The following is a 23,662-nucleotide window of genomic DNA, read 5'->3' on the forward strand; positions in this document are numbered from 1 at the left end:
AAAGCTTCCAAAGGGGGGACCATGGACTGGTATCCGATCGTCAAATTTCTGCATGTCGTTTCGGCCATCCTCTGGGTTGGCGGCGGCTTCACGCTGATGGTGCTTGCCGTGCGCGCCGACCGCGCCGGAAACATCGAAGGCATGCTGCAGGCCATGCGCGCCACCGGCGAGCTGGGCAACAGGTTCTTCGCGCCGATGTCGATGCTGACGCTCGCCTTCGGCTTGATCATGTGCTGGTTCTGGGTCGGTTTCTCCGACCTGTGGATTCTGATCGGCCTCGTCGGCTATACGACGACCTTCTGCATCGGCATGTTCGTCTTCAAGCCGACCGCCGACCGCATGGCGGGGATGATCGCCAAGGACGGCGTGACGCCGGCGGCCCTCGCCCAGGGCCAGCGCATCCTCAGCGCTGCGCGCGTGGACTATTCGGTGATGCTCGTGATTATCGCCGACATGGTGCTGAAGCCGACGCTGAACGATGTTACCATCCTGGGCTGCATGGCGCTGGTCCTGACCACTGGAATTGCTCTCGCCCTCGGCGGGACGCGCCGGTTGGTGCCGAGCGCCGCCTGAAATCCGCGGTGAAGCTGCCGGCTGACCGCCGGCAGCTTCAATGGACAGCGATCTACAGGAGGCCGGCGATCCCGTCCCACAGAAGCTTGACCGCGACGACCGCCACGGTCGCGTAGGTGAATGGATAGAACAGTTCCGGCCGCATCCGCCGCACCAGCCACGCGCCGGCAAGGGTCGAGAGCGGCGCCAGCGGTAGCAGAACCGCCGACGCGGTCAGATTGGTGGTATCGAACTGTCCCAACGCAAAATAGGGGATGAGCTTCAATGCGTTGGTGGCGGCAAAAAAGATTGCGGCTGTGCCCGACAGCACTTTCGGATCAAGCCGGATCGGCAGCGCATAGACCTGAAAGGGCGGGCCGCCGACATGAGCGACGAAGCTGGTGAAGCCGGCGACCGTCCCCCAGAAGGCGCCGGCCGCGCGGTTGGGCGCGGCAGAGTGGTCCGCGCCGTGCCGCATCTGTAGATAGACCCAGCGAAGCACGAAGATAATAGCGACGGCGCCGACGATCAGCCGCACCATTTCCGCTGTCACCGCCGCCGCGGTCAGCCAGCCGAGGCCGATGCCGATCACCGCCCCCGGCATCATGTCCGTAAGCATCTTGCGGTCGTAGACACCCCACCATGCCCACACCGAGACGATATCCATCAGGCACAGTATAGGCAGCAGGATGGCGGCGGCCTGCACCGGCGGCATAATCAGCGCCATCAGCGGCACGCCGACGAAGCCGACCGCACCGCCAAAGCCGCCCTTGGACAGACCGACCAGGATGACGGCTGGAATGGCGGCGGCATAGAACCACGGATCGAGGAGAAGACCTGACATGGGGAAAGGAGGCTGGAGGGAAGGTCGGATTCTGGAATAGACCAGAAATGATCTCGCCGCGACCGCAAAAATATGTACCCGATGCCACCGGTCACATGCTTGGCATGTTGAGCGGTGGCGGGCGCCTCTGGATCGGTTGCGCCTTGATGATGGCGGTGCTGGTTTCGGCCTTGTCGGCGATACGGTCGAGAAGCTTGTCGAGATCGCCGATCGAGCGCACGAACAACCGGGCAACAAAGCAGTCGTCGCCCGTCACCTTGTCGCATTCGCCAAACTCCGGGGTCTCCTCGATCAGCTTCTGGACGATATGCAGCTTGCCCGGCAAAGGCCGGATGCGAACGATCGCTTGCAAGGTGTAGCCGAGCGCCTGGGGATCGATCTCGATGGTGAAGGCCCTGATAACGCCGCGATCCTCGAGACGTCGAAGCCGTTCCGAAACACTTGGCGACGATAGCCCCACCTTTTGGGCCAACTCCTTCAGCGAGGTTCGTGAGTCCCGGATCAGTATATCGAGAAGCTTTTTATCCAGCTCGTCCAGCATTTTACGATCTTCAAGAAAAAACGAGATTTCCCTCACTTAATTAGGTGAAACACTGATAGCACCTTCCGCAAATCATGGAAAGCATCGGAACCACATGAGATTGTCAAGCCTCAACGGATCACAGGGGTATCTCATGGACAACACGGCACGCGGCACGATCGAAATGACGGCCGCGATGGCGATCCTCGGCACGATCGGCTGGTTCGTCGTCCTTTCGGGCCAGCCCATCATGGACGTGGTGTTCTGGCGCTGCGCCTTCGGCGCGGTAACGCTGCTGATCATCTGCGCTGCCTTGGGACTGCTGCGCGGCAGGCTGTCGCTTCGCGTCGTGGCGATCGCGGCTCTCGGCGGTGCGGCCATCGTCATCAACTGGCTGCTGCTATTCAGCTCGTTTTCCCGCGCCTCGATCTCGATCGCCACGGCGGTCTACAACACGCAGCCCTTCATGCTGGTCGGCTTTGGCGCGCTCTTATTCTCAGAGCGGCTGACCATGACAAAGCTGACCTGGCTTGGGCTCGCCTTCGCCGGCATGCTGCTGATCGTGCAGGCGTCGCCTGATTTAGGCCTCGATGCAGGCCCCAATACAGGCCCCAATACAGGCCCCAATACAGGCAATGTCGGCACGGATTATTTTACCGGGATCGCGATGGCGCTCGGTGCGGCTTTCTTCTGGGCCGTCGCTGCCATCGTCACCAGGAAGCTCAGAGGTACGCCACCACACCTTATCGCCCTGATCCAGGTCTGCGTCGGTGTAGTCATGCTGGCACCCTTCGCCAACCTTTCCCACCTTCCCGCCGATGCGTGGAGCTGGAGCATGCTGGCGACGCTTGGCGTCGTCCATACCGGTCTGATGTACATCCTGATGTACGGCGCCATCCAGAAACTGCCGACGCATCTGCAGGGGTCGCTGTCCTTCATCTACCCCGTGGTGGCGATCCTGGTCGATGTCGTCGCTTTCGGCCATCGGCTGCATCCGGCCCAGATCGTTGGCGCCGCCGCCATCCTGATCGCGGCCGCCGGCATGAATCTCGGCTGGACGCTGTGGAAATCGAAGCCTCCAGCCGAGAGCACTCAGGCAATCAAGTGAGGGAAGAACGTCGCCGGACGACAATCATGCGCCAATGATCCTGACCGCCCCGCCTGTTCAAGGCAGGCACTTTGCTCTATGCCGCAATGCAACCATCTTCGCCCGGCATAGGCGAAAACCGGGATCGAAAACCAATGAACGACGCTACGCCTCCAAATCGCTGCCGTATCGTGCTGATCGCGCCGCCCGGCGTGTCGGCTGAGCGCATCGGCGCGGCGTTCGAGGGCGGCGACGTCGCCTCGCTCATCCTGCCCGAGAACAGCATGGACGAAGCCTCCTTCCAGGCCTTCGCCGAGCAGATCGTGCCGGCGGCGCAGGCGGCAGGCGTCGCTGTCGTCATTGCCGGCGACACCCGCATAGCCGGCCGCGTCCAGGCCGACGGCATCCACGTCGAGGTCGGCAAGGCCGAACTCGCCGAGACGATCGAGCGCTTCCAGGAAAAGATCATGGTCGGCACCGGTGGCGCCAAGACCCGCGACGATGCGCTGGAACTCGGCGAGGTCAGGCCCGATTACATCTTCTTCGGCCGCTTCGGCTTCGACAACAAGCCGGAGCCGCACCCACGCAACCTGTCGCTGGGCCAATGGTGGGCGGATGTGATCCAGATCCCTTGCATCGTGATGGCCGGATCCGACCTCGCCTCGGTGGAAGCGGTGGCTGCCACCGGCGCCGAATTCGTGGCGCTGTCCAGCGCCGTCTTCGCCGACGGCGTCGACCCAAAGATGGCAGTCGCCAGCGCCAATGCGTTGCTCGACGAAACCGCGCCGCGTTTCGAGGACTGACGTGCCGGCGCGGACAATCCTTTTCGGTGTTTTTCTAGCGGTGCTCACGGTGAATGCCGCTGGCGCGGAAACCGTCCCGCTGCCGCAACCCAAGCCCGACACCGCCACACAGACGGACAAGCCGATCGCCACGCCGCTGCCGCAGCCCGCCACCACTGCCCCGCCGTCGGCCGACGCCATCAATCCCGACCGCTTCGGCGCAAAGCCGTCGGATTCCGCCTATGGCGCCTTCCAGCGCGGCCTTTACAAGACGGCCTACAACCTCGCTTTGGTCCGCGCCCAGAACGGCGATCCGGCGGCACAGACACTGGTCGCCGAGATCTTGTCGCGCGGCCTTGGCACGCCGGTCAACGCGGCGGAGGCGGCGAAATGGTACGCGCTAGCCGCCGAGCAGGGCATACCGGAATCGCAGTTCCAATATGCGCTGATGCTGCTCGACGGCCGCTACGTCAAGAAGGACGAAAAGGCGGCCTACGCGCTGATGCAGGCCGCCGCCGAGGCCGGCAACCGTCTGGCGCAATTCAACTTCGCGCAGCTGCTGGTCAAACAGGATCCGGGCGATGCCGGCATCGCAAAGGCCGTGTCCTACTATCAGCGCGCCGCCGCGACCGGCCTTGCCGACGCGCAATATGCAATGGCGCAGATCTATGCCAATGGCGTCGGCGGCACGCCGCGTGACGATGCCCAGGCCCGAGGCTTGCTGGCGCAGGCAGCACGGCAGAATTACGACACGGCACAGATCGATCTCGCCGCCTGGATGATCGAGGGACGTGGTGGCGCCCGCGATCTGAAGTCTGGCTTCGGCTGGATGAAGCAAGCCGCCGAGGGCGGCAATGTCGCCGCCCAGAACCGCCTCGCCAAGCTTTACATGGGCGGCATCGGCACCGATCCGGATCCGATCCTTGCCGGCGCCTGGTACACTGTCGCCCGCCGCGCCGGGCTTATCGATCCGCAAATGGACGATTTTCTGCAGGGTCTGACCGAGGAACAGATCAAACAGGCGCTGCAGCGGGCCAACCGCCTGCCGTAACGCGCCGCGGACGGTGAATAACTGGCAGTGGTGCAGGTAAGACGCTGACGAGGGGATGCCCCGAGCACACTTCCCCTCCTGCCCACTCCCTTGCCTCTCCTGGCGATTTGTGGTCTTGGAGGCGCCAAATCGCTTTCATCGCGAAAATCTCATTCCGGATTACACATCATGGCCAAGATCAATGGCAACGAAATCCGTCCCGGCAACGTCATCGAGCATGATGGCGGCCTGTGGGTGGCGGTCAGGACCAACACCGTCAAGCCCGGCAAGGGCGGCGCCTACAACCAGGTCGAGCTGAAGAACCTGATCAACGGCACTAAGCTCAATGAGCGTTTCCGTTCCGCCGAGACCGTCGAACAGATCCGGCTGGAGATGAAGGATTTCTCCTTCCTCTACGAGCAGGGCGAAGCGCTGGTGTTCATGGATACCGAAAGCTACGAGCAGCTTGAATTGCAAAAGGATTTCGTCGGCGACCGCGCCGCCTTCCTGCAGGACGGCATGATGGTGACGGTCCAGCTTTATGACGAAAGGCCGATCGGCATTTCGCTGCCCGACCAGGTGACGCTGACCATCACCGAGGCCGACCCGGTGGTGAAGGGCCAGACCGCAGCCTCGTCCTACAAGCCGGCGATACTGGAGAACGGCGTCCGCGTGCTGGTGCCGCCCTTCATCGGTTCGGGCGAGCGCATCGTCGTCGACACCAACGAAATCACCTACGTGCGCCGCGCGGACTGACGCGCAGCAGCAGGAAGAAGCACAATGGCGCGTTCAGCACTTCTCAATGTCATGGTCCAGGCCGCCATGAAGGCCGGCCGCTCGCTGTCGCGCGATTTCGGCGAAGTGCAGAACCTGCAGGTCTCGATGAAGGGACCGGGCGACTATGTCAGCCAGGCAGACCGCAAGGCCGAGGACATCCTCTTCACCGAACTGTCGAAGGCGCGGCCGGGCTATGCCTTCCTGATGGAGGAGCGCGGCGTGATCGAAGGCGACGACGGCCAGCACCGCTGGATCGTCGATCCGCTCGACGGCACCACCAATTTCCTGCACGGCATCCCGCTCTTCGCCATCTCGATCGCGCTGGAGCGCCAGGGCCAGATCGTCGCCGGCGTCATCTACAACCCGGCGATGGACGAGCTCTACACCGCCGAGCGCGGCGGCGGCGCCTTCATGAACGACCGCCGGCTGCGTGTCGCCGGCCGCACCAAGCTGATCGATGCGGTGATCGGCTGCGGTGTGCCGCATCTCGGGCGTGGCCAGCACGGCAACTTCCTTGTCGAGCTGCGCAATGTGATGGCCGAGGTCTCGGGCGTGCGACGCCTCGGCTCTGCTTCGCTCGATCTCGCCTATGTCGCTGCTGGCCGCATGGACGGGTTCTGGGAAACCGGCCTGTCGGCCTGGGACATCGCCGCCGGCATCCTGCTGATCCGCGAGGCGGGCGGTTTCGTCTCCGACTTCGCTGGCGGGCAGAACATGCTCGATGGCGGCTCGGTCGTCGCCGGCAACGAGATCATCCAGCGCGCGCTGCTGAAGACGGTGAAAAAGCCGGTGCCCCCGCGTTGATCAACTTGGCGCGCTGATCAACTTGGCGCGCTGAACCGCCGCAGTCGCAAAACCGCAACCAAAGCTTGAAATACTGTCCGGCATCCGCCCAGATAAGGGGGATGCAGGATCATTCATGACGAACACCGGGCCCGAATCCCAGATCGAGATCCCCTTCATAGGACGCTGGCACTATTCGCGCGCCGAAATGATCGCCGACGGCGTCGTCCATGCGGTGGGCATCGTGCTCGCCATTGCCGCCGGCTCGGCCCTGCTGGCGCTGGCCGCCTCCCATGCCGGCCCTGGCGAATATGTCGCCGCTGCCTTCTACGTGGTTTCGCTGCTCACCGTGCTGTCGGTGTCGCTGGCCTACAATCTGTGGCCGGTATCGCCGGCCAAGTGGATTTTGCGCCGCTTCGACCATGCCGCGATCTATCTGCTGATCGCCGCGACCTACACGCCTTTCCTGGCCCAGCTCGACGGCTCGCCGCTGGCCCTCTCGATGATCGTTCTGGTCTGGGTTGCCGCAGCGATCGGCATCGCCATCAAGGTGCTGCTTCCCGGCCGCTTCGACCGGCTGGCGATCGTCTTCTATCTCGCCATCGGCTGGAGCGGCATCGTCCTGGTCGAGCCTCTCGTCCAGACATTGCCGACGACATCGATCGCGCTGATCGTTGCCGGCGGCATCGTCTATTCCTGCGGCGTCATCTTCTTCGCCTGGAAGGGCCTGCGCTTCCACAATGCGCTATGGCACGGCTTTGTCGTCACCGGCGCCGGCCTGCACCTGGCCGCCATGGTCGACTGCCTGGTCATCAACCGGCTCTGACGCCAATGATCCAGTTGGCAATATTGCCAGGGCTATCGGGCGAAGGAAAAATGTCCTGCTTCCTGCCCGGCACCGGCGGCGGAAACCATTTTCGCAAGGCGAAAATGGCAAGGCCGACCGGCCGTCGCGCCTTTTGGCGCGTGAAGCCAAGGTCGCGGATGCGACCGCCGGCGTTTGAGGCAGCAAGAAAGGAAGGGCAATCGGGTTCACCCGATTGCCCTGGCAATATTGCCACACGCCATTCAATTTCGTCACAATTGCGTTTAGAGTCGCCGTCAAACGGTGATTTGGCGGCAGCGGCATCGGAAACGGGGCACGGATGGCTTTTTTCAAATCCTTCGGCATGGACAGACGTTCCGACGTTCTGATGTACGATCCGCACAAATTGTCGAGCCCGCAGGTCTTTCTCCTGACCATGGTCATCTTCCTGATGATCGTCGCCTTCATCGCCGCCATCCTGACCCGTCAGATCTCGAGCGCCTTCGCCACCAATCCCGGTCTCAACGGCCTGATCATCGGCGTGCTTGTGGTCGGTATCCTGCTGGCCTTCGTGCAGGTCGGCCGGCTGTTTCGCGAAGTGCGCTGGGTCAACTCCTTTCGGGCCGGCTCCGAAACCACCGAGCCGGTGCTGCTGGCACCGATGAAGGCGATGATCGGCCGCTCGCCGACGATCGCCTTCTCGACCAGCTCGATGCGCACCATGCTCGATTCGATCGCCACCCGCCTCGACGAAACCCGCGATACCTCGCGATACCTTGTCGGGCTGCTGGTTTTCCTTGGCCTGCTCGGCACTTTTTGGGGTCTGCTCAACACAATCGGCTCGATCCGCGAAACCATCGCGTCGCTCGATCCCGGCACCGGCGATGCCGCGGCCGTGCTCGAATCCCTGAAGCAGGGGCTTTCCGCGCCGCTGGCCGGCATGGGCACCGCCTTCTCGTCCTCGCTGTTCGGCCTGTCCGGTTCCCTGGTGCTCGGGTTCCTCGACCTGCAGGCTGGCCGCGCCCAGACACGTTTCTACACCGAGCTCGAAAACTGGCTGTCCTCGGTCACCGACCTGTCGTCCGACATCGTCGTCGCCGAACCGGTCAAGGCCGAATCCTCCGACGAGATCCGCGTCCTGTCGGAAAGGCTGCGCAGCTTGCAGGAGAATGGCGGCGGCGCCAATCCGCGCGTCGCCACCGCCATGGCCAATCTTGCCGACGGCATTTCGGGCCTGGTCAAGAACATGCGCTCGGAGCAGCAGATCATGCGCGACTGGGTCGAGGCCCAATCGGACGAGCAGAAGGCGATGCGCAGCACGCTGGAGAAGATCGCCGACGCCCTGAAGAAGCCTGGAGTTCATTAGCATGGCTCTTGCCAGGAGCCGGCGTGCCGATCGCCGCATCGACTACTGGCCGGGCTTCGTCGACGCGCTGTCGACGCTGCTGCTCGCGATCATGTTCCTGCTCACGGTCTTCGTTCTGGCGCAGTTCCTGCTCGGCCGCGAAATCTCCGGCAAGGACACGGTGCTCAATCGCCTCAACCTGCAGATCAACGAACTGACCCAGCTTCTGGCGCTGGAACGCTCGACGACGCAGGACAGGGAAGATTCGCTCGCCAATTTACAGGCGTCGCTGTCGGCGTCAGAGGCGGAAAAGAGCCGGCTCGAGCAATTGCTGGCGCAAGGCGCCGGTGCCGGCGACGCGGCCAACCAGCGCGCCACGGCACTTTCGGGCGAACTCGACAACCAGCGCCAGATCAGCCAGCAGGCGCTGAGCCAGGTCGAAATCCTCAACCAGCAGATCGCGGCGCTGCGCAGGCAGATCGGAGCGCTCGAAGAAGCGCTCAACGTGTCCGAAGCGCGCGATCGCGAGTCCAACACCAAGATCGCCGATCTCGGCCGCCGCTTGAACGTCGCGCTGGCGCAACGCGTGCAGGAACTGAACCGCTATCGGTCCGACTTCTTCGGGCGCTTACGCGAAATCCTCGCCGACCGCGAGAACATCCGCATCGTCGGCGACCGCTTCGTCTTCCAGTCGGAAGTGCTTTTCCCGACTGGCTCCGAAGTGATTAACGACGCCGGCAAGGTCGAGATGAAGAAGCTCGCCGACGCCATCATCGACCTGCAGAAGGAGATCCCGCCGGAGATCAACTGGGTGCTGCGCGTCGACGGCCACACCGACGACAAGCCGCTGTCGGGCACCGGCCGCTACCGCGACAATTGGGAATTGTCGACGGCGCGTTCGACCTCGGTGGTGAAGTTCCTGATCGAGAACGGCGTGCCGGCCAACCGGCTGGTTGCGGCCGGCTTCGGCGAATTCCAGCCGCTCGACCCCACCGACACCGAAGACGCACGCAACAAGAACCGCCGTATCGAGCTGAAGCTGACCGAGCGCTGATCGGCCGGCTCGAAGCGGCGGCCCGCATGTAGGGCGCCGGTACAGGCTGGCAAGGCCTGAAAAGATTACCTTTTTTTGATTACACTTTGCCGAGAAGCGCTCCTAGGCTGTGTCACCGGGCCGAGGACCGCCGGCGGTGGATTCGTCCATCGCGACGCGACGGAACCGGACGGCCCGCGGCCGGAAGGTGGGCGTCCCAATCGCTGCCTTCTCCAGCAAAAGGAGACGCAGCCATGCGCTCTTTCACTTCCAAAACCCTCAGGCCCCAGATCCTCAAGCCCAAGGCCTTCAGGACTGCAACGCTCGCCGCACTTCTCGTCACCGTTCCGTTTGCTGGCGCCTACGCCGCATCGACCTCCGTCTACGGCCCGCGTGAGACAGGCTTGATCCACCAGATAGAGAGTGTGGATACGGGTATACGGGTCGCGATGCAGGCAACCGTGGTCCAGCCGGACGAGGCGCGTGATTTGCACACGCAGATCGCTCAACTCGACCAGGCCGCCCACAGGGCCGCGCGAAATGGAACGATACCGGCCACGCAATATCGGCAGCTGCTGCAGCAGCTCGATGATGTGAGCCAAAAGCTGCGGGCTACCACCGGCAGCGCCTTCCTCATCGGCAGCGGCGGCGATGGCGGGTATTATCCAAACGGTTACGGCCCAAATCACCCAAACCGCTGAAAATCATTCATTACAGCGCGTCCTGTCGACGCGCGAGGCCGCTGGAGCATTTTTGGCATGGCCCCTTCCGGAGACCTTCGGTTCGGGGTCATGCGCCGAAGCATCGGACCCAAAACGATGCTCAAAAAGCTAATGCATGTCGCGCAAAAGTGTGCAGCGGTTTTGCGATAACGACATGCATAAAAACAAGAACCTAAAGCGTGTCGCATGAATCCGTTCAAACGCGACGCGCTTTAGCTCAACGCGAGCGCGATCAGCGCCAGCACTGCCGGCACGGTCTGGATGAACAGTATCTTCCTGCCGACCGTCGCCGCGCCGTAGAGGCCGGCTATGGCGACGCAGACCAAGAAGAAGATCTTGATCTGGAAACCGGCCTCGCCGAGGTAAAGCCCCCAGATCAGGCCGGCGGCGAGAAAACCGTTGTAGAGCCCCTGGTTGGCGGCGAGCACCTTGGATGCGCTGGCGAATTCCGGCGTCAGCTTGAACGCTTTGTGGCCGCGCGGCGTGTCCCACAGCACCATCTCCAGGTAAACGATGTAGAGGTGGATCAGCGCCACCAACCCGACCAGCACGTCGGCGATCATGCCTCGTCTCCCGCCGCGGCCTTGCGCCGCCAACCGGTATTGATCACGCCCACCGCCGCTCCCGCAAGATGCCTATCGCGCAAGATGCATTGCGTCGCGCATCCCGGCTAGCGGTCGAAGTGCCCATCGCGGACTGCAGGGTTGCCAATGCCTGCGCATTGGTATCTTTTCCCGCCGTTCGAATTCAGCGGAACCCACCCATGTCCTTTCAAAAACTCGACGACCTCGGCCACAAGCTCGAAGCGCTGGAGCATGCGCTCGCCATTCTCGGCGCCGACGAGGCGACCCATATGGCCGTTGGCGGCGGCGAGAAGCGGGCCGAGGCAATGTCGGCGCTGGCCGGCATGCATCACGCCCGAGCGACCGCGCCGGAGATCGCCGACTGGATCGCGGCGGCCGAACAGGAAACGCTGAACGAAGAACAACAGGCGGCGCTCAAGGAATTCCGGCGGCAATACACCAACCTGACCTGCCTGCCGGTCGAGTTCGTCGAACGCCAAACGACCGCGCGCATGCGCTCCGAGCAGCTCTGGCGCGACCTGCGCGCGAAAAACGATTGGGCCGGTTTTTTGCCGGCGCTCGAAGGCGTCGTGGCGCTGGTGCGCGAGGAGGCAGCACTTCGCGCCGACGTGCTCGGCCTCGATCCCTACGACGCGCTGATGGAACAATATGATCCCGGCAACCGCGCCGCCGGCATCACGCCGGTCTTCGCCGAGCTGAAGGCCTTCCTCAGGAATTTCGTGCCGGAGGCGCTGGCTGTGCAGGAAGAGCGGCTGGCAAAACACCCGCTGAAGCCGCTTTCGGGCAGCTATGCGATCGACAAGCAGCGCGAGCTTGGCCTCGCCATGATGGCGGCGGTCGGCTTCGACCTCACCCACGGCTCGCTTTCGGTGTCGCATCATCCATTCTGCGGCGGCGTGCCGAGCGACGTGCGCATCACCACCCGCTACAAGACCTCCGACTTCCTGTCGGCGCTGATGGGCGTGCTGCACGAGACCGGCCACGCGCTTTACGAACAGAACCTGCCGAAGGCGTGGGCGCACTGGCCGCTCGGCAAGGCGCGCGGCATGGCCGTACATGAAAGCCAGAGCCTGTTCGTAGAAAAGCAGATCGGCCGCAACCCGCAATTCTGGCGATGGGCGCTGCCGGTGGTCGAAAGGCACCTCGGCGAGACCTGGTCGATCGACGACATCCTGCCGCATGTGCACCGGGTCGAGCGCGGCCTGATCCGCGTCGACGCCGACGAAGTGACCTATCCGCTGCACGTCATCCTGCGCTACGAACTGGAGCAGGAGCTGGTATCAGGGCGGCTGGAGGCAGCCGACCTGCCCGAGGCCTGGGACGCCAAGATGCGCGACTATCTCGGCCTGTCGACATCGGACAATCCGGCCGACGGGCCGATGCAGGACGTGCACTGGCCGGGTGCCGCCTTCGGCTATTTCCCGTCCTACACGCTGGGCGCCATGATGGCGGCGCAGCAGTGGGCGGCGCTGACCAGAGACCATCCTGCCGCCGACGAAGACCTCGCCAAGGGAGATTTCGCCGCGATCAACGACTGGCGCCGGCAAAAGATCTGGTCGCAGGGCTCGCGCTGGTCGACGCCAGGCCTGCTCGAACGCGCCACCGGCGAAAAACTCAACGCCACGCATTTCACCCAGCATCTAAAGAAGCGCTATGGCGCCTAGGGCGCACCGCTCCCAACCATCCGCCTGACCGATCATTGGTGTTCTCGAAGATATCGTATGGGTCCACCATTCTCGATCCCGGCGGAGCCACTCTGCCTTGCAGGACGCAATTTACTTTTCTATCACTAGTGGCATTCGACTGTATCTGGCGGGACGTACAGGGCATGGGGCGGGCAAGACACTTTCAGGCCGCGACGACAGTGGTCGCAAGACTTGCTGTATTGATTGTCATCTGCACGGTTTGCTGGCCGGCCACGGCCGATACGAACGTGCACAAGGGCAGCCTTGGCAGTTGGATCGAGCGGGTCGCACTGCCAAAGGCCGATCCGCAATTCGACAGCCAGATCAAGAACGGCATATCCAACCTGCTGTCGGATTATCAGATCCGGAAGCGCCCGGGCGGATTGGAGATCTTTGACCGCTACGCCTACAAGATCGTCGACCGCACGGGCCTGGAACGCGGCGCCAGCATAAGTTTTGAATTCGATCCTGCGACGTCCGACGTCACCGTGAACTGGATCGACGTCATTCGTGAAGGTGTGGTGATCCAGCACCTTTCCGATGCTGATTTCGACGTGTTCCGGCGCGAGAAGGATGCGGAGAAGGGCCTCTTCGATGGTTGGCTAACGGCTTACGTGAACATCAACGATGTCCGGGTCGGAGACATCGTCGACTATGGCAAGACCACGGTCAGAACTCCGATCATCGGCACGGATCTTCTTTTCCATTCCTTTGCCGTGGCTTGGGACGAACCGATCGCACTCATCCGCGAAAGAGTGACGTGGCCAACGGTGCAGCCCCTGAATTTCCGACAGGTCAGGACAGACATACGCCCGGATGTCCAGTCTACCGGAGAAACGACGACCTATCTTTGGCAAAGCGCCAACCCGATCCCGGTGAAATCCCAGGAAAATCTGCCGCCGGACTTTCTCACATATCCGTCCATCGAAATCTCCTCGACGTCGAAATGGCAAGATATCGTCGACACGGTTCTTCCGCATTATCGGCTCGACCAGGAACTGCCGGCAGATTTCGCATCGAAACTCGATGCCATTGCCGCGGAATACGATGCGCCCGAAGACAGGATGATCGAGGCAATGCGGTTGGTCCAGGACGACATCCGCTATGTCAGCCTGTCGATAGGCCGCGGTTCCTATATCCCGCGTAGCCCGACGACAGTGGTGGCAAGCGGCTTCGGAGATTGCAAGGACAAGGCGCTGCTTCTCGCCTCCGGCCTGCGGCGACTGGGAATTCATGCGGACGTGGCTCTCACGGACCTTGATGAAGGGTTTGCCCTCGCCACGATTCTTCCGACGATCAGGGCGTTTGATCACGTCATCGTAAAGGTCGTCATCGACAGCAAGACGTACTGGATCGACGCGACCAACTATCTGCAGGGGGGCAGAGCAGACAATCTTGTGCCGCCCGACTACGGCTTTGCGTTGCCCATTGTCGCCGATCATGTGGGGATGGAAAAGATAGACCGGAAGGAGCTCTACCAGCCGACCGCCTTTGTGAGCGAGGAATTCGACTTTCCCAAACGTAAAGGCGAGCCGCTCAAGCTGACGGTTACCACCACCTATTTGGGCGCAGATGCCGATAGCATGCGCTATAAGCTTGTCTCGCAATCGACGACAAAGATCGCGGACGACTATCTCAAATATTACAATCGCCAGTATCCCGGAATGAAAAGCCTGGGGCCGTTGGTGACGAACGACAGCCGCGACAAGAATCTGGTTTCGGTAATCGAATTCTACGAATTGTCGGCAGACGATCTCGACGCCGATAACCTTTCTAAGGAATTTGCTCTGAAATCGGATGTCGGCATCAGGTATCTGCCGGAGCCCGAACTGATCGAAAGGAGCGCGCCAATCTGGCTGGGCAGCCCGATCTTCCGACGACACCGGTGCACCGTCAGAAATCTGAAGGCCCGCTTCGTAGGCCCCGAGGACAATGACGACGTCGTCACGCCCTACGTCGCCTTCAAGGCTCGGTGGACGAGCACCTCCACCGAATTTCAGGTCGACTGGTTTCTCAAGACCATCAATGACCAGGTTCCCGCCAAGAGCATCGGCTCCTATTTAAAGTCCCTCAGGAAGATAAACGACAACGCGGCTTGGAACTACAATTTCGCCTATTCGGACGCCGAAGCGAACTGACGCCAGCGGAAAGGCTACTCAGCCGCACCCCTGAAAGCATTCGCCCCGGTTTCGAACTGCAGCTTGGCCAACCTTGCATAGATGCCGCCCTTGGTGACGAGGCTCTGGTGCGTGCCTTCCTCGACGATGCTGCCGCCATCCATGACAAGGATCCGGTCGGCCTTCAGCACCGTCGCCAGCCGGTGGGCGATAACGATCGTGGTGCGGTCCTGCATCAGCCGTTCCAGCGCCGTCTGCACCAGCGTCTCGCTTTGCGCGTCCAATGCCGAGGTCGCCTCGTCGAGCAGAAGGATCGGCGCGTCGCGCAGAATCGCGCGGGCAATCGCCACACGCTGGCGCTGGCCGCCGGACAGCGTCACGCCGCGCTCGCCGACCTGGCTGTCATAGCCGCTTTCGAGCTTCAGGATGAATTCGTCGGCAAGCGCATCCTTGGCCGCAGCCTCGATCTCGGCGTCGCTGGCGCCAGGCCGGCCGAAGCCGATATTGTCGCGCGCACTGGCCGCGAAGATGGTGACGTCCTGCGGCACGATGGCGATGCGCTCTCGTATGGCAACGGGGTCGGCCTCGCGGACGTCGACGCCGTCGATCGCGATCTTGCCTGTCTCGGGATCGTAGAAGCGCAGAAGCAGCGAAAAAACGGTGCTCTTGCCAGCGCCCGACGGGCCGACGATCGCTACCGTCTCGCCTGGCTTGACCTGGAAACTCAGGCCGTGGACGGCGGCGCGGTCTGGCCCAGCCGGATAGGAGAAGGATACGTTGTCGAAACTTATCGCGCCCTTGGCCGTCGCCGGCAGCGGTTTCGGATGCGCGGGAGCCTGGATCGCGGGCTTCTCGGCCAGGATCTCGGTCAGCCGTTCGGCGGCGCCCGCCGCCTGGGAAAGCTCGCCCCACACTTCCGACAGCGCGCCGAGCGCGCCGGCGGCGAACACCGAATAGAGCAGGAACTGGCCGAGCGTGCCTGGCGACAGCGTGCCGTCGAGCACGTCGCGCGAACCGAACCACAGCACCGCCACCACCGAGGAAAAGATCATGAAGATGGCGAAGAAGGTGAGGAAGGAGCGGGCAAAGATCGAGGACCGCGCCGCCTCGAACGCGGCTTCCACCGCGGATGAAAAATGCCCGGTGACCAGCTTCTCGTTGGTGAAGGCCTGCAGCGTGCGCACCGCGCCGATCTGCTCGCTGGCATAGGCGGTGGCGTCCGCCAGCGTGTCCTGCGCCAGCCGTGATTTGCGCCGCACCGAGCGGCCGAAAGCGACCAGCGGCAGCACGATCACCGGGATGGCGGCGATGACGAGGCCGGACAGTTTCGGGCTGGTGAAAACCATCATCGCTACGGCGCCGAGGCCCAGGATGACGTTGCGCAGCGCCACCGATGCGGTGGCGCCGACTGCCGACTTCACCTGCGTTGTGTCGGCGGCGAGCCGCGACACGATCTCGCCCGACTGGGCGGTGTCGAAGAAGGACGGTGACAGCGTCGTGACATGGCGGAACACATCGCTGCGGATGTCGGCGACGACGCGCTCGCCCAGCGTGATGACGAAATAGTAGCGGCTGGCCGACGCCGCGGCGAGCAAGGCAGCCATCACCACCAGCATGGCGAAATACTCGGCGATGAAGCTGGAATCGGAAGCGGAAAAGCCGTGGTCGATCATCCGCCGCACGGCGAGCGGCAGAGCCAGCGTCGTCGCCGCCGCGACGGTCAGCGAGACGACCGCGCCAATGACCATTTTCCGGTAACGGGTGATGTAGGGGAACAGGCGCCGCAGCGGCCTGAGCGAGCGCCTGCGCTCGTCTGCATCGCCGCTGGTGTGCGCCATGACCGTTTCCCCTGGCTCTTCTGGGCATGCGCCTCAATATGCGCTTGCCGCGGCCTTGTGATTCAATTCCGGCTGATGTATAGGCTCGCCGACCGTTTTAGAAGCCGTGGCTCCTCAATAGCTGCGGCTTCGAGTTTTAAAAAGGGGCGCATCGACGCAGGCTTTGTGCCCGTCAGCAGCGCCAGCGAACCAGGAATAGCACAATGAAGACCGACATCCACCCCGACTACCACACGATCAAGGTCGTCATGACCGACGGCACCGAATACATGACCCGTTCGACCTGGGGCAAGGAAGGCGACACGATGAACCTCGACATCGACCCGACCACCCACCCGGCCTGGACCGGCGGCCAGCAGACCTTGCTCGACCGCGGCGGCCGCCTGTCGAAGTTCAAGAAGCGTTTCGAAGGCTTCGGGCTCTAAGCCACATCGGCTTTTCGCAGATCAAGAACCCGCCCTCGTGGCGGGTTTTTTGTTGACTGGAATGCGGCAGACTATTCGCCGACCAACTCTCGCAGCGCCATCCGCTTATAAGCGGCGACCAGGTCGTCGCCTTCATGCCGCCCGACCGAGATCGACAGCCGCATGGTGGCCTCGCCCATCTGCCAGATGAGAAATGCCGTCGTTTCCAGCACCGCCGGGTCGGCGGTGGGCCGAAGCCGCTTCAGCACCGCGGTGAGGAATTCGGCGTTGGCCCGGCTGTCGGCGAGCTCGAGCTCGCGCAGCGCCTTGTCGGCCTGCGTGCCCGACCAGATGTCGCGCATCACCGGTTCCGCCAGGAACAGTCCGTAGTAGATATCCACAAGCTCCGAAAACGCCCGCCGCAGGCCTTCGGCGTCACTGACCTGTGCAAGTGCAGCCGCGATGCAGGCCTGGCTCTCGGCGGTATAGCGCTCCGCCAGCGCCCAGATGATCGACCGTTTGTCCGGAAAGAATTGGTAGAGCGAACCGATCGACACCCCTGCCCGTTCCGCCACTTCGCCCATGCGCATGGCATCGCTGCCTTGCTCGGCGATCAACGCGGAGGCGGCGGCCAGCATCCGCTCGACCCGCTCGCGGCTGCGCTGCTGGCTCGGCGCCCGGCGCGGCGATGCGATCTGGCCGTCCTGTGAAGCCGATACGGTCGAGCCTTCCATCACTGTCCTCCTGGCGAATTGATCGACAAACTGGCTTGACTCGCAAAATACGAGGGTTTATCACGTTTTGCAAATGTGAGGATTGCTCATGTTTTTAAATGAAGGAGAACAACCATGGACGACACCGCAAGGAAACCGACTTTGATCCTCGGCGGCACCGGCAAGACCGGTCGCCGTCTCGCTGACAGGCTGACGGCGCAGGACCTGCCGGTGAGGATCGGCTCGCGCTCGGGCACGCCGCCCTTCGACTGGGAGAACAACGCGACCTGGGCGCCGGCACTGCACGGCGTCGGCGCCGTCTACATCAGCTACTATCCCGATCTTGCGGTGCCCGGCGCGGCCGAAGCGGTCGGCGCCTTTGCCAATCTTGCCGTGGAGCGCGGCGTGCGCCGGCTGGTGCTGTTGTCGGGGCGTGGCGAAACCGAAGCGCAGCGCGCCGAAGAGATGCTGAAAGCCTCAGGCGCCGACTGGACGATCCTGCGCTGTGCCTGGTTCGCCCAGAACTTCAACGAGAGTTTTTTGCTCGATCCGCTGCTCGCTGGCGAGGTGGCTTTGCCGGTCGGCACTGTCGGCGAACCGTTCGTCGACGCCGACGACATTGCCGACGCCGCCGTGACGGTGCTTACCCGGCAAGGCCATGTCGGCCAGCTTTACGAGCTGACCGGGCCACGGCTGCTGAGCTTCGCCGAGGCGGTCGCCGAGATCGGCAAGGCCGCCGGTCGCGACATCCGCTTTATCAGGATTTCGCATGCCGAATTCACCGCGGCTGTAGCCGGGTACGAACTGCCGGCCCAGTTCGCCTGGCTCCTCAACGAGCTGTTCACCGAGGTGCTAGACGGCCGCAACGAGTCGCTGACCGACGGCGTCGAGCGCGTGCTCGGCCGCGCCCCAAAGGACTTTTCCACCTACGCAACCGAAACCGCCGCTACGAGCATCTGGAGCAACTGACATGATCATGAAACTGCTTCCCATCCTCACCTTCATCGCCGCGATCGGCTCAGGCGTCGTCGCTGGTGTCTTCTTCGCCTTTTCCAGCTTCGTCATGCCGGGCCTCGCCCGCATGCCTGCCGCGGGCGGCATCGCCGCCATGAATTCGATCAACGTCACTGCGGTGACGCCGATGTTCATGACCGCGCTTTTCGGCACCGGGCTGATCTGCCTTGTGCTTGCCGCCGGCGCTGTCATCGGCTGGAGCCAACCGGGTTCGTTCTGGCTTCTTGCCGGCGCACTGATCTATGTCATCGGCAACCCGATCGTGACGATGGTCTTCAACGTGCCGCTCAACAACGCGCTGGCCGCTGTTGATCCGGCCAGCACCAACGGCGCCACCGTGTGGGCGACCTATCTCAGGGACTGGGTGATGTGGAACCACGTCCGCACTGTCACCGCCATCGCCGCGCTGGCATCCTTCTGGTTCGCCGCACGTTGACGTGTCTCAGGCCGCTGCGCCCGGCGTTGACAGCATCGTGCGGAGAAGAATCTTGAAGGATCAGTATTCGAGCATGGCCGTCGGCATGGCGATCGGAGTCGGTCTCGGGACCGCCTTTGGTGTTGCAATGGACGATATACCGACCGGCATCGGCATGGGCATTGCCATCGGTGTCGGCATCGGTGCGCTTTTCGGACAGCGGCGTGGAAAGTGGTCTTTTCGCGTTGCGAGAGAAAGTTCAGCCCTTCGCCTTGCGGTCGGCATGGCCTAGGTCGCGGCCGGGATCAACGACGTCACGGACCAGTTGCTTGAGCTTCGCCGCGTCGGGAAAGCCATCATCGCGTTTGCGGTCCCAGATGAGTTGGTCATTGCAGGAAATCGTGAAGATGCCGCCGGTGCCGGGCACCAGCGTCACTTCACCGAGATCCGTCCCGAAGGTGGACAGCAGCTCCTGCGCCATCCAGGCCGCCCTGAGCAGCCACAGGCACTGCGTGCAATAGGTGATGCGGATGGTGGGCAGCGGCTTTTCCGTCATGTCGGTTCTGCCTAGGTCGGGCTCACGCTGGGTTGAGCTTTGCTCATGCCGGGCTGAGCTTTGCTCATGCCGCGCTGAGCTTTGCCATGGTTTCGTCGTCGACCTCGAAATTGGCGTAGACGCTCTGCACGTCGTCGTCATCCTCGAGCGTGGCGACCAGCTTCATCAGCGACTGTGCCCGCTCCTCGTCGACCGCGATACTGGTCTGCGGCTTCCAGATCGGCTTCACTGACTCTGCCTCGCCGAGCGCATCTTCCAGTGCCTTCGACACCTCGCCCAAATTCTCGAAGGCGCAAAAGATCGTATGGCCGTCCTCGTCCGCCTGGACGTCGTCGGCGCCGGCTTCGATGGCCGCGTCCATGACCTTCTCGGCGCTGCCGACTGAGGCGGGATAGAAGATTTCGCCGACACGGTCCCACATGAACGACACCGAGCCGGTTTCGCCCATCGCCCCGCCGGCCTTCGTGAAGGCGGCTCGCACATTGGACGCCGAGCGGTTGCGGTTGTCGGTCAGCGCCTCGACGATCAGCGCAACGCCACCCGGCCCGTAGCCTTCGTAGCGCACGGCTTCGTAAGTCTCGGCGTCACCCATCGATGCCTTGTTGATGGCGCGCTGGATGTTGTCCTTCGGCATCGACACCGCCTTGGCGTTCTGCACGGCCAAGCGCAGGCGCGGGTTCATTGACGGATCCGGCGTGCCGCTCTTGGCGGCGACGGTTATTTCGCGCGCCAGCTTGGAAAACATTTTCGACCGCACCGCGTCCTGCCGGCCCTTGCGGTGCATGATGTTCTTGAACTGTGAATGGCCAGCCATGGCACCCCTGTCGTCTTCTCGGCTAGAGCATCCTGCAGCGAGGTGGTCACCTCGCCTTTTGCCAAAATGCTCGAATTCAAAATTTCAGAACGTCCCTGATGCGTCCGGATGGACGTACGGCGCTCTATCTCGGAATGGCCGGCTTATAGATAAATCGGCTCAATTCGTCCAGCCGCGCGGTAAGGGTGGTGCGCAACAAGCCCGCCATCTGCATTCTTGCGGCCGTTCACCCCTCCAGATCGGATTTCAGCCGGTCGAGAATGCTGATCGCATGCGTGGCGTATTCGTTGATCCAGCGGTCGTGGATCTGCTTGATCGGCAGCGCATTGACATGGTTCCAGCGTTCGCGCCCCTCGCGCCGCGCGACGACCAGGTCGGCCTCCTCCAGCACCTTGAGATGCAGCATGACGGTGCAGCGGTCCATGTCGGGAAAGGCGTCGCACAGCATGCCGGTGGTGCGCGGTGCATCCTTCAGTTCATCCAGCAGGGCGCGCCGGCGCGGATGCGCCAGCGCCTTGAAAACATTGTCGTCTTGCGATCGGCTTGACATGTTATGTTTTTATAACATATTGTCGGCCCAATCAAGGAAGGAGCTGTGGATATGTCTCTTGGATTCAGAGTTTCGGGCCGCATCGGCAAACCAGTCGCCGAAGTCTTCGACGCGGTCGTCAATCCCAGGAAGCTCAGCGGTTATTTCACCACCATCGGCGGCGCCAGCGCGCCGCTGGCGCCGGGCGCCGGCGTCGTCTGGTGGGGCAAGGTCCCGGTCGAGGTCGACGAGGTGGAGAAAGACAGCCGCATCGTGCTGCGCTGGGACGCCACCGACGCCGACGGCAAGCCGGCCTACAAGACGCGCATCGAGATGAACTTCGAGCCGCTGGACGACGGCGGCACCTTCGTCACCATCGCCGAGACCGGCTGGCACGAGGACGCGGTCGGCCTGAAGAAGTCCTATCTCAATTGCGAGGGCTGGTCACAGATGCTGGCCTGCATGAAGGCCTATGTCGAATACGGCATCAACCTGCGCGACGGCTATTACCGCAGCGAGATGAAGGGCGAGCCGGCTAACGAGACCAACATATGAGAGAGGGAGACCAGTCGTGAAGAGTGTGAAACCATTCTTGATGTTCGAAGGCAGGGCCGAGGAGGCCATGACCTTCTACTGCGAAACCATCCCGGATAGCCGCGTTCTCGACGTCGTTCGATACGGAGCTGGCGAAAACGGCCCGCAAGGAACGGTCAAGGTGGCGCGCATTTCCATCGGCGGCCTGGAGGTGATGGTCAGCGACAGCCCGGTCCACCACGCCTTCACCTTCACACCATCGGCCTCGCTCTTTGTCGACTGTTCCTCCGAAGAGGAGCTGGAGCGTATAATCGAGGCCATGGCAGAGGACGGCGAGTTTCTGATGCCGCCCGACAATTATGGCTTCAGCCGCCGCTTCGCATGGATCAACGATAGGTTCGGAGTCTCCTGGCAGATCAATCTGCCATAGCCGATCCGACCAAAAACACCTGAACATCACAAATGGAGCCAGTAATGACCGCGAAAATCACCGGCGGTGTCAACATCGCCATGAAGGTGCCGCCGCACCAGTACCGGGCGACGGTCGCGTTCTACCGCGACGTCGTCGGCCTGACGCCATTCACCGCCAAGGCGCCGGCGATCGGTTTCGAGCTCGGACCCAACCGCCTGTGGATCGACGAGGCGCCGATGTTGAGCCAGGCCGAGATTTGGCTGGAACTTTTCACCGACGATTTTCCGAGCGCCGCCGATCATCTCGCCAAGGCCGGCGTGGTGCGATGCGACGCGATCGAAGAGTTGGGCGAGGGTTTTCGCGGTGGCTGGATCATCAGCCCGGCCAGCATCGTTCACCTGGTGCGGGAACCCGACGCCTGGTGAAAGCGTAGTCGGAAAGGAGGACGATATGGAAGTCGCTAAAACACCGACCGCGGAAGCCGGCATGCTGATCCGGCGGCCGGTATCGGAGGTATTCGAGGCCATTGTCGACCCGGCAATCACCACCAAATTCTGGTTCACTCATTCCAGCGGTCGGCTGGACAGTGGCAAGCCGGTTCAGTGGGAGTGGCGCATGTATGGCGTCTCGACGACGGTCGAAGTCAGCGAGATCGTCACAAACAAGAAGATCGTCATGCAATGGAGCGATCCACCGACCACCGTGGTCTGGACCTTCACCGAAATGCCGGGGAATGCCACCTTTATCGAGGTCCGCAATTTCGGCTTTGCCGGCAGCGGCGACGAACAGGTGAAGGAGGCGGTCGGCTCGACCGACGGCTTCGCGCTCGTGCTCGCCGGCGCCAAGGCATGGCTGGAACAAGGCCTCACGCTTGGCCTGATCGGCGACCGGCATCCGAAGGGTGTGCCGGCGAATTAGAAAGCGATCCGGCTTACTCTGAACAAGCGTGTTGGACTCAATGTCCAGCGCCGGACTTTGCCTTCCTCCGGCGCCTTGCCAGCATGTTGAGGCCCTCGACCAATGCCGAAAAACCCATGGCGGCATAGATGTAGCCCTTGGGCACATGGAAGCCCATGCCGTCGGCGATCAGCGTCATGCCGATCATCAGCAGGAAGCTCAGCGCCAGCATGACGATGCTGGGGTTCTTGGCGATGAAATCGGCGAGTGGCCCGGCCGCCAGCATCATCACGCTGACCGCCACGATCACTGCGATGTACATGATGGCGATCTCATCGGTCATTCCGACCGCGGTGATGATCGAATCGATCGAGAAGACGAGGTCGAGCAGCAGGATCTGGAAGATGGCGCCGGCCAGCGAAAGCTGCAGCGTGTCCCCCATCATCGTGTCCTGGTGATCCTCGAGATCGACCGTGTGGTGGATCTCCTTGGTCGCCTTCCAGACCAGGAACAAGCCACCGGCGATCAGGATCAGGTCGCGCCAGGAAAAACCATGGTCGAAAGCCGTGAACACCGGCGTCGTCAACTGGACGATGATCGAGATGGTGGCAAGCAGCACCAGCCGCATGATCAGCGCGGCGGAAATGCCGAGCCGACGCGCGCGGGCCCTTTGTGCTTCCGGCAATTTGTTGGTCAGGATCGAGATGAAGATCAGGTTGTCGATGCCGAGCACGACCTCCAGCACCACCAGCGTCAGCAGCGCAACCCAGGCGGTCGGGTCGGAAACGAAGGCGAAATGCGGCGCCAGGAATTCGATGAGCTGCATGGAGGTCGTCCCCTCTTTAACGATCTGAAGCAGGTTTCGCCGGC

28 protein-coding genes are annotated in these 23,662 nt (G+C 62.7%); 19 read left to right on the forward strand and 9 right to left on the reverse strand.

Annotation, left to right across the window (positions count from 1 at the left end):
- The first annotated feature begins 21 nt into the window (after positions 1 to 21).
- Positions 22 to 573: a DUF2269 family protein gene (locus tag EJ066_RS05070; RefSeq protein WP_126035493.1), complete on the forward strand. Its 552-nt coding sequence runs from the start codon at positions 22 to 24 to the stop codon at positions 571 to 573.
- A gap of 52 nt (positions 574 to 625) precedes the next feature.
- Here EJ066_RS05070 and EJ066_RS05075 read toward each other — a convergent pair whose 3' ends face one another.
- Together EJ066_RS05075 and EJ066_RS05080 are read right to left on the reverse strand one after the other, a co-directional pair.
- Positions 626 to 1,396: a sulfite exporter TauE/SafE family protein gene (locus EJ066_RS05075; RefSeq protein ID WP_126035495.1), complete on the reverse strand. Its 771-nt coding sequence runs from the start codon at positions 1,394 to 1,396 to the stop codon at positions 626 to 628.
- 91 nt (positions 1,397 to 1,487) lie between these two features.
- Positions 1,488 to 1,937, reverse strand: a complete 450-nt coding sequence (locus tag EJ066_RS05080) for an Lrp/AsnC family transcriptional regulator (protein WP_126035497.1) — start codon at positions 1,935 to 1,937, stop codon at positions 1,488 to 1,490.
- Between the two features lie 133 nt (positions 1,938 to 2,070).
- Here EJ066_RS05080 and EJ066_RS05085 point away from each other — a divergent pair, with 133 nt between their 5' ends.
- The 9 genes from EJ066_RS05085 (at position 2,071) to EJ066_RS05125 (ending at position 10,259) form a co-directional block, all read left to right on the forward strand.
- A complete protein-coding gene (locus EJ066_RS05085; protein ID WP_126035499.1) occupies positions 2,071 to 3,024 on the forward strand; it encodes a DMT family transporter in 954 nt (317 codons plus the stop codon).
- A gap of 134 nt (positions 3,025 to 3,158) precedes the next feature.
- Positions 3,159 to 3,806: a thiamine phosphate synthase gene (locus tag EJ066_RS05090; RefSeq protein ID WP_126035500.1), complete on the forward strand. Its 648-nt coding sequence runs from the start codon at positions 3,159 to 3,161 to the stop codon at positions 3,804 to 3,806.
- Between the two features lies 1 nt (position 3,807).
- The gene (locus EJ066_RS05095; protein ID WP_245455080.1) at positions 3,808 to 4,836 is read left to right on the forward strand and encodes a tetratricopeptide repeat protein; all 1,029 of its coding nucleotides are present in this window, start codon (positions 3,808 to 3,810) and stop codon (positions 4,834 to 4,836) included.
- A 168-nt stretch (positions 4,837 to 5,004) separates the two neighbouring features.
- The gene (gene efp, locus EJ066_RS05100; RefSeq protein ID WP_126035504.1) at positions 5,005 to 5,571 is read left to right on the forward strand and encodes an elongation factor P; all 567 of its coding nucleotides are present in this window, start codon (positions 5,005 to 5,007) and stop codon (positions 5,569 to 5,571) included.
- A gap of 24 nt (positions 5,572 to 5,595) precedes the next feature.
- A complete protein-coding gene (locus EJ066_RS05105; RefSeq protein ID WP_126035505.1) occupies positions 5,596 to 6,396 on the forward strand; it encodes an inositol monophosphatase family protein in 801 nt (266 codons plus the stop codon).
- 115 nt (positions 6,397 to 6,511) lie between these two features.
- Positions 6,512 to 7,201, forward strand: coding sequence for a hemolysin III family protein (locus EJ066_RS05110; RefSeq protein ID WP_126035507.1), 690 nt, complete (start codon positions 6,512 to 6,514; stop codon positions 7,199 to 7,201).
- Between the two features lie 319 nt (positions 7,202 to 7,520).
- Positions 7,521 to 8,546: a MotA/TolQ/ExbB proton channel family protein gene (locus tag EJ066_RS05115; RefSeq protein WP_126035509.1), complete on the forward strand. Its 1,026-nt coding sequence runs from the start codon at positions 7,521 to 7,523 to the stop codon at positions 8,544 to 8,546.
- A 1-nt stretch (position 8,547) separates the two neighbouring features.
- Entirely contained in the window at positions 8,548 to 9,579 is a 1,032-nt protein-coding gene (locus EJ066_RS05120; protein WP_126035510.1) for a peptidoglycan -binding protein, read from the forward strand.
- A gap of 233 nt (positions 9,580 to 9,812) precedes the next feature.
- Positions 9,813 to 10,259, forward strand: coding sequence for a hypothetical protein (locus EJ066_RS05125; RefSeq protein WP_126035512.1), 447 nt, complete (start codon positions 9,813 to 9,815; stop codon positions 10,257 to 10,259).
- Between the two features lie 233 nt (positions 10,260 to 10,492).
- Here the strand turns inward: EJ066_RS05125 and EJ066_RS05130 are convergent, their stop codons facing one another.
- The gene (locus EJ066_RS05130) at positions 10,493 to 10,843 is read right to left on the reverse strand and encodes a DUF1304 domain-containing protein (protein ID WP_126035514.1); all 351 of its coding nucleotides are present in this window, start codon (positions 10,841 to 10,843) and stop codon (positions 10,493 to 10,495) included.
- 200 nt (positions 10,844 to 11,043) lie between these two features.
- Here EJ066_RS05130 and EJ066_RS05135 point away from each other — a divergent pair, with 200 nt between their 5' ends.
- Entirely contained in the window at positions 11,044 to 12,528 is a 1,485-nt protein-coding gene (locus EJ066_RS05135) for a carboxypeptidase M32 (protein ID WP_126035516.1), read from the forward strand.
- Positions 12,529 to 12,566: 38 nt separating this feature from the next.
- The gene (locus EJ066_RS05140; RefSeq protein WP_245455081.1) at positions 12,567 to 14,687 is read left to right on the forward strand and encodes a DUF3857 domain-containing transglutaminase family protein; all 2,121 of its coding nucleotides are present in this window, start codon (positions 12,567 to 12,569) and stop codon (positions 14,685 to 14,687) included.
- Positions 14,688 to 14,701: 14 nt separating this feature from the next.
- On the opposite strand, the gene EJ066_RS05145 is transcribed toward EJ066_RS05140, so the two are convergent.
- Entirely contained in the window at positions 14,702 to 16,504 is a 1,803-nt protein-coding gene (locus tag EJ066_RS05145) for an ABC transporter transmembrane domain-containing protein (protein WP_126035518.1), read from the reverse strand.
- 203 nt (positions 16,505 to 16,707) lie between these two features.
- Between EJ066_RS05145 and rpmE the strand changes: the two genes are divergently transcribed.
- Positions 16,708 to 16,929: a 50S ribosomal protein L31 gene (rpmE, locus tag EJ066_RS05150; protein ID WP_006327661.1), complete on the forward strand. Its 222-nt coding sequence runs from the start codon at positions 16,708 to 16,710 to the stop codon at positions 16,927 to 16,929.
- A 71-nt stretch (positions 16,930 to 17,000) separates the two neighbouring features.
- Here rpmE and EJ066_RS05155 read toward each other — a convergent pair whose 3' ends face one another.
- Positions 17,001 to 17,642, reverse strand: a complete 642-nt coding sequence (locus EJ066_RS05155) for a TetR/AcrR family transcriptional regulator (RefSeq protein WP_126035520.1) — start codon at positions 17,640 to 17,642, stop codon at positions 17,001 to 17,003.
- A 114-nt stretch (positions 17,643 to 17,756) separates the two neighbouring features.
- Here EJ066_RS05155 and EJ066_RS05160 point away from each other — a divergent pair, with 114 nt between their 5' ends.
- Positions 17,757 to 18,590 carry an NAD(P)H-binding protein gene (locus EJ066_RS05160; protein WP_126035522.1) on the forward strand — a complete coding sequence of 278 codons (834 nt, stop codon included), beginning with the start codon at positions 17,757 to 17,759 and terminating at the stop codon, positions 18,588 to 18,590.
- A gap of 1 nt (position 18,591) precedes the next feature.
- Positions 18,592 to 19,071 (forward strand): anthrone oxygenase family protein, encoded by a 480-nt coding sequence (locus EJ066_RS05165; RefSeq protein ID WP_126035524.1) that lies wholly within the window; start codon positions 18,592 to 18,594, stop codon positions 19,069 to 19,071.
- 238 nt (positions 19,072 to 19,309) lie between these two features.
- Here the strand turns inward: EJ066_RS05165 and EJ066_RS05175 are convergent, their stop codons facing one another.
- The 3 genes from EJ066_RS05175 to EJ066_RS05185 form a co-directional block, all read right to left on the reverse strand.
- On the reverse strand, positions 19,310 to 19,606 hold the full coding sequence (locus tag EJ066_RS05175) for a SelT/SelW/SelH family protein (RefSeq protein WP_126035529.1): 297 nt from the start codon (positions 19,604 to 19,606) through the stop codon (positions 19,310 to 19,312).
- 64 nt (positions 19,607 to 19,670) lie between these two features.
- Positions 19,671 to 20,420 carry a YebC/PmpR family DNA-binding transcriptional regulator gene (locus EJ066_RS05180; protein ID WP_126035531.1) on the reverse strand — a complete coding sequence of 250 codons (750 nt, stop codon included), beginning with the start codon at positions 20,418 to 20,420 and terminating at the stop codon, positions 19,671 to 19,673.
- A gap of 226 nt (positions 20,421 to 20,646) precedes the next feature.
- A complete protein-coding gene (locus tag EJ066_RS05185; protein WP_126035533.1) occupies positions 20,647 to 20,970 on the reverse strand; it encodes a metalloregulator ArsR/SmtB family transcription factor in 324 nt (107 codons plus the stop codon).
- A 51-nt stretch (positions 20,971 to 21,021) separates the two neighbouring features.
- Here EJ066_RS05185 and EJ066_RS05190 point away from each other — a divergent pair, with 51 nt between their 5' ends.
- The 4 genes from EJ066_RS05190 to EJ066_RS05205 are packed head-to-tail and all read left to right on the forward strand — an operon-like array spanning position 21,022 to position 22,813.
- A complete protein-coding gene (locus EJ066_RS05190) occupies positions 21,022 to 21,504 on the forward strand; it encodes an SRPBCC domain-containing protein (RefSeq protein ID WP_126035535.1) in 483 nt (160 codons plus the stop codon).
- 16 nt (positions 21,505 to 21,520) lie between these two features.
- Entirely contained in the window at positions 21,521 to 21,913 is a 393-nt protein-coding gene (locus EJ066_RS05195; protein WP_126035537.1) for a VOC family protein, read from the forward strand.
- A 44-nt stretch (positions 21,914 to 21,957) separates the two neighbouring features.
- Positions 21,958 to 22,320: a hypothetical protein gene (locus EJ066_RS05200; protein WP_126035539.1), complete on the forward strand. Its 363-nt coding sequence runs from the start codon at positions 21,958 to 21,960 to the stop codon at positions 22,318 to 22,320.
- A gap of 25 nt (positions 22,321 to 22,345) precedes the next feature.
- Complete coding sequence (locus tag EJ066_RS05205) at positions 22,346 to 22,813, forward strand: SRPBCC family protein (protein ID WP_126035541.1); 468 nt, start codon at positions 22,346 to 22,348, stop codon at positions 22,811 to 22,813.
- 37 nt (positions 22,814 to 22,850) lie between these two features.
- On the opposite strand, the gene EJ066_RS05210 is transcribed toward EJ066_RS05205, so the two are convergent.
- Positions 22,851 to 23,618, reverse strand: coding sequence for a TerC family protein (locus tag EJ066_RS05210; protein WP_126035544.1), 768 nt, complete (start codon positions 23,616 to 23,618; stop codon positions 22,851 to 22,853).
- Positions 23,619 to 23,662 lie beyond the last annotated feature (44 nt).

Source organism: Mesorhizobium sp. M9A.F.Ca.ET.002.03.1.2 (genome assembly GCF_003952365.1).
Lineage (GTDB): Bacteria > Pseudomonadota > Alphaproteobacteria > Rhizobiales > Rhizobiaceae > Mesorhizobium.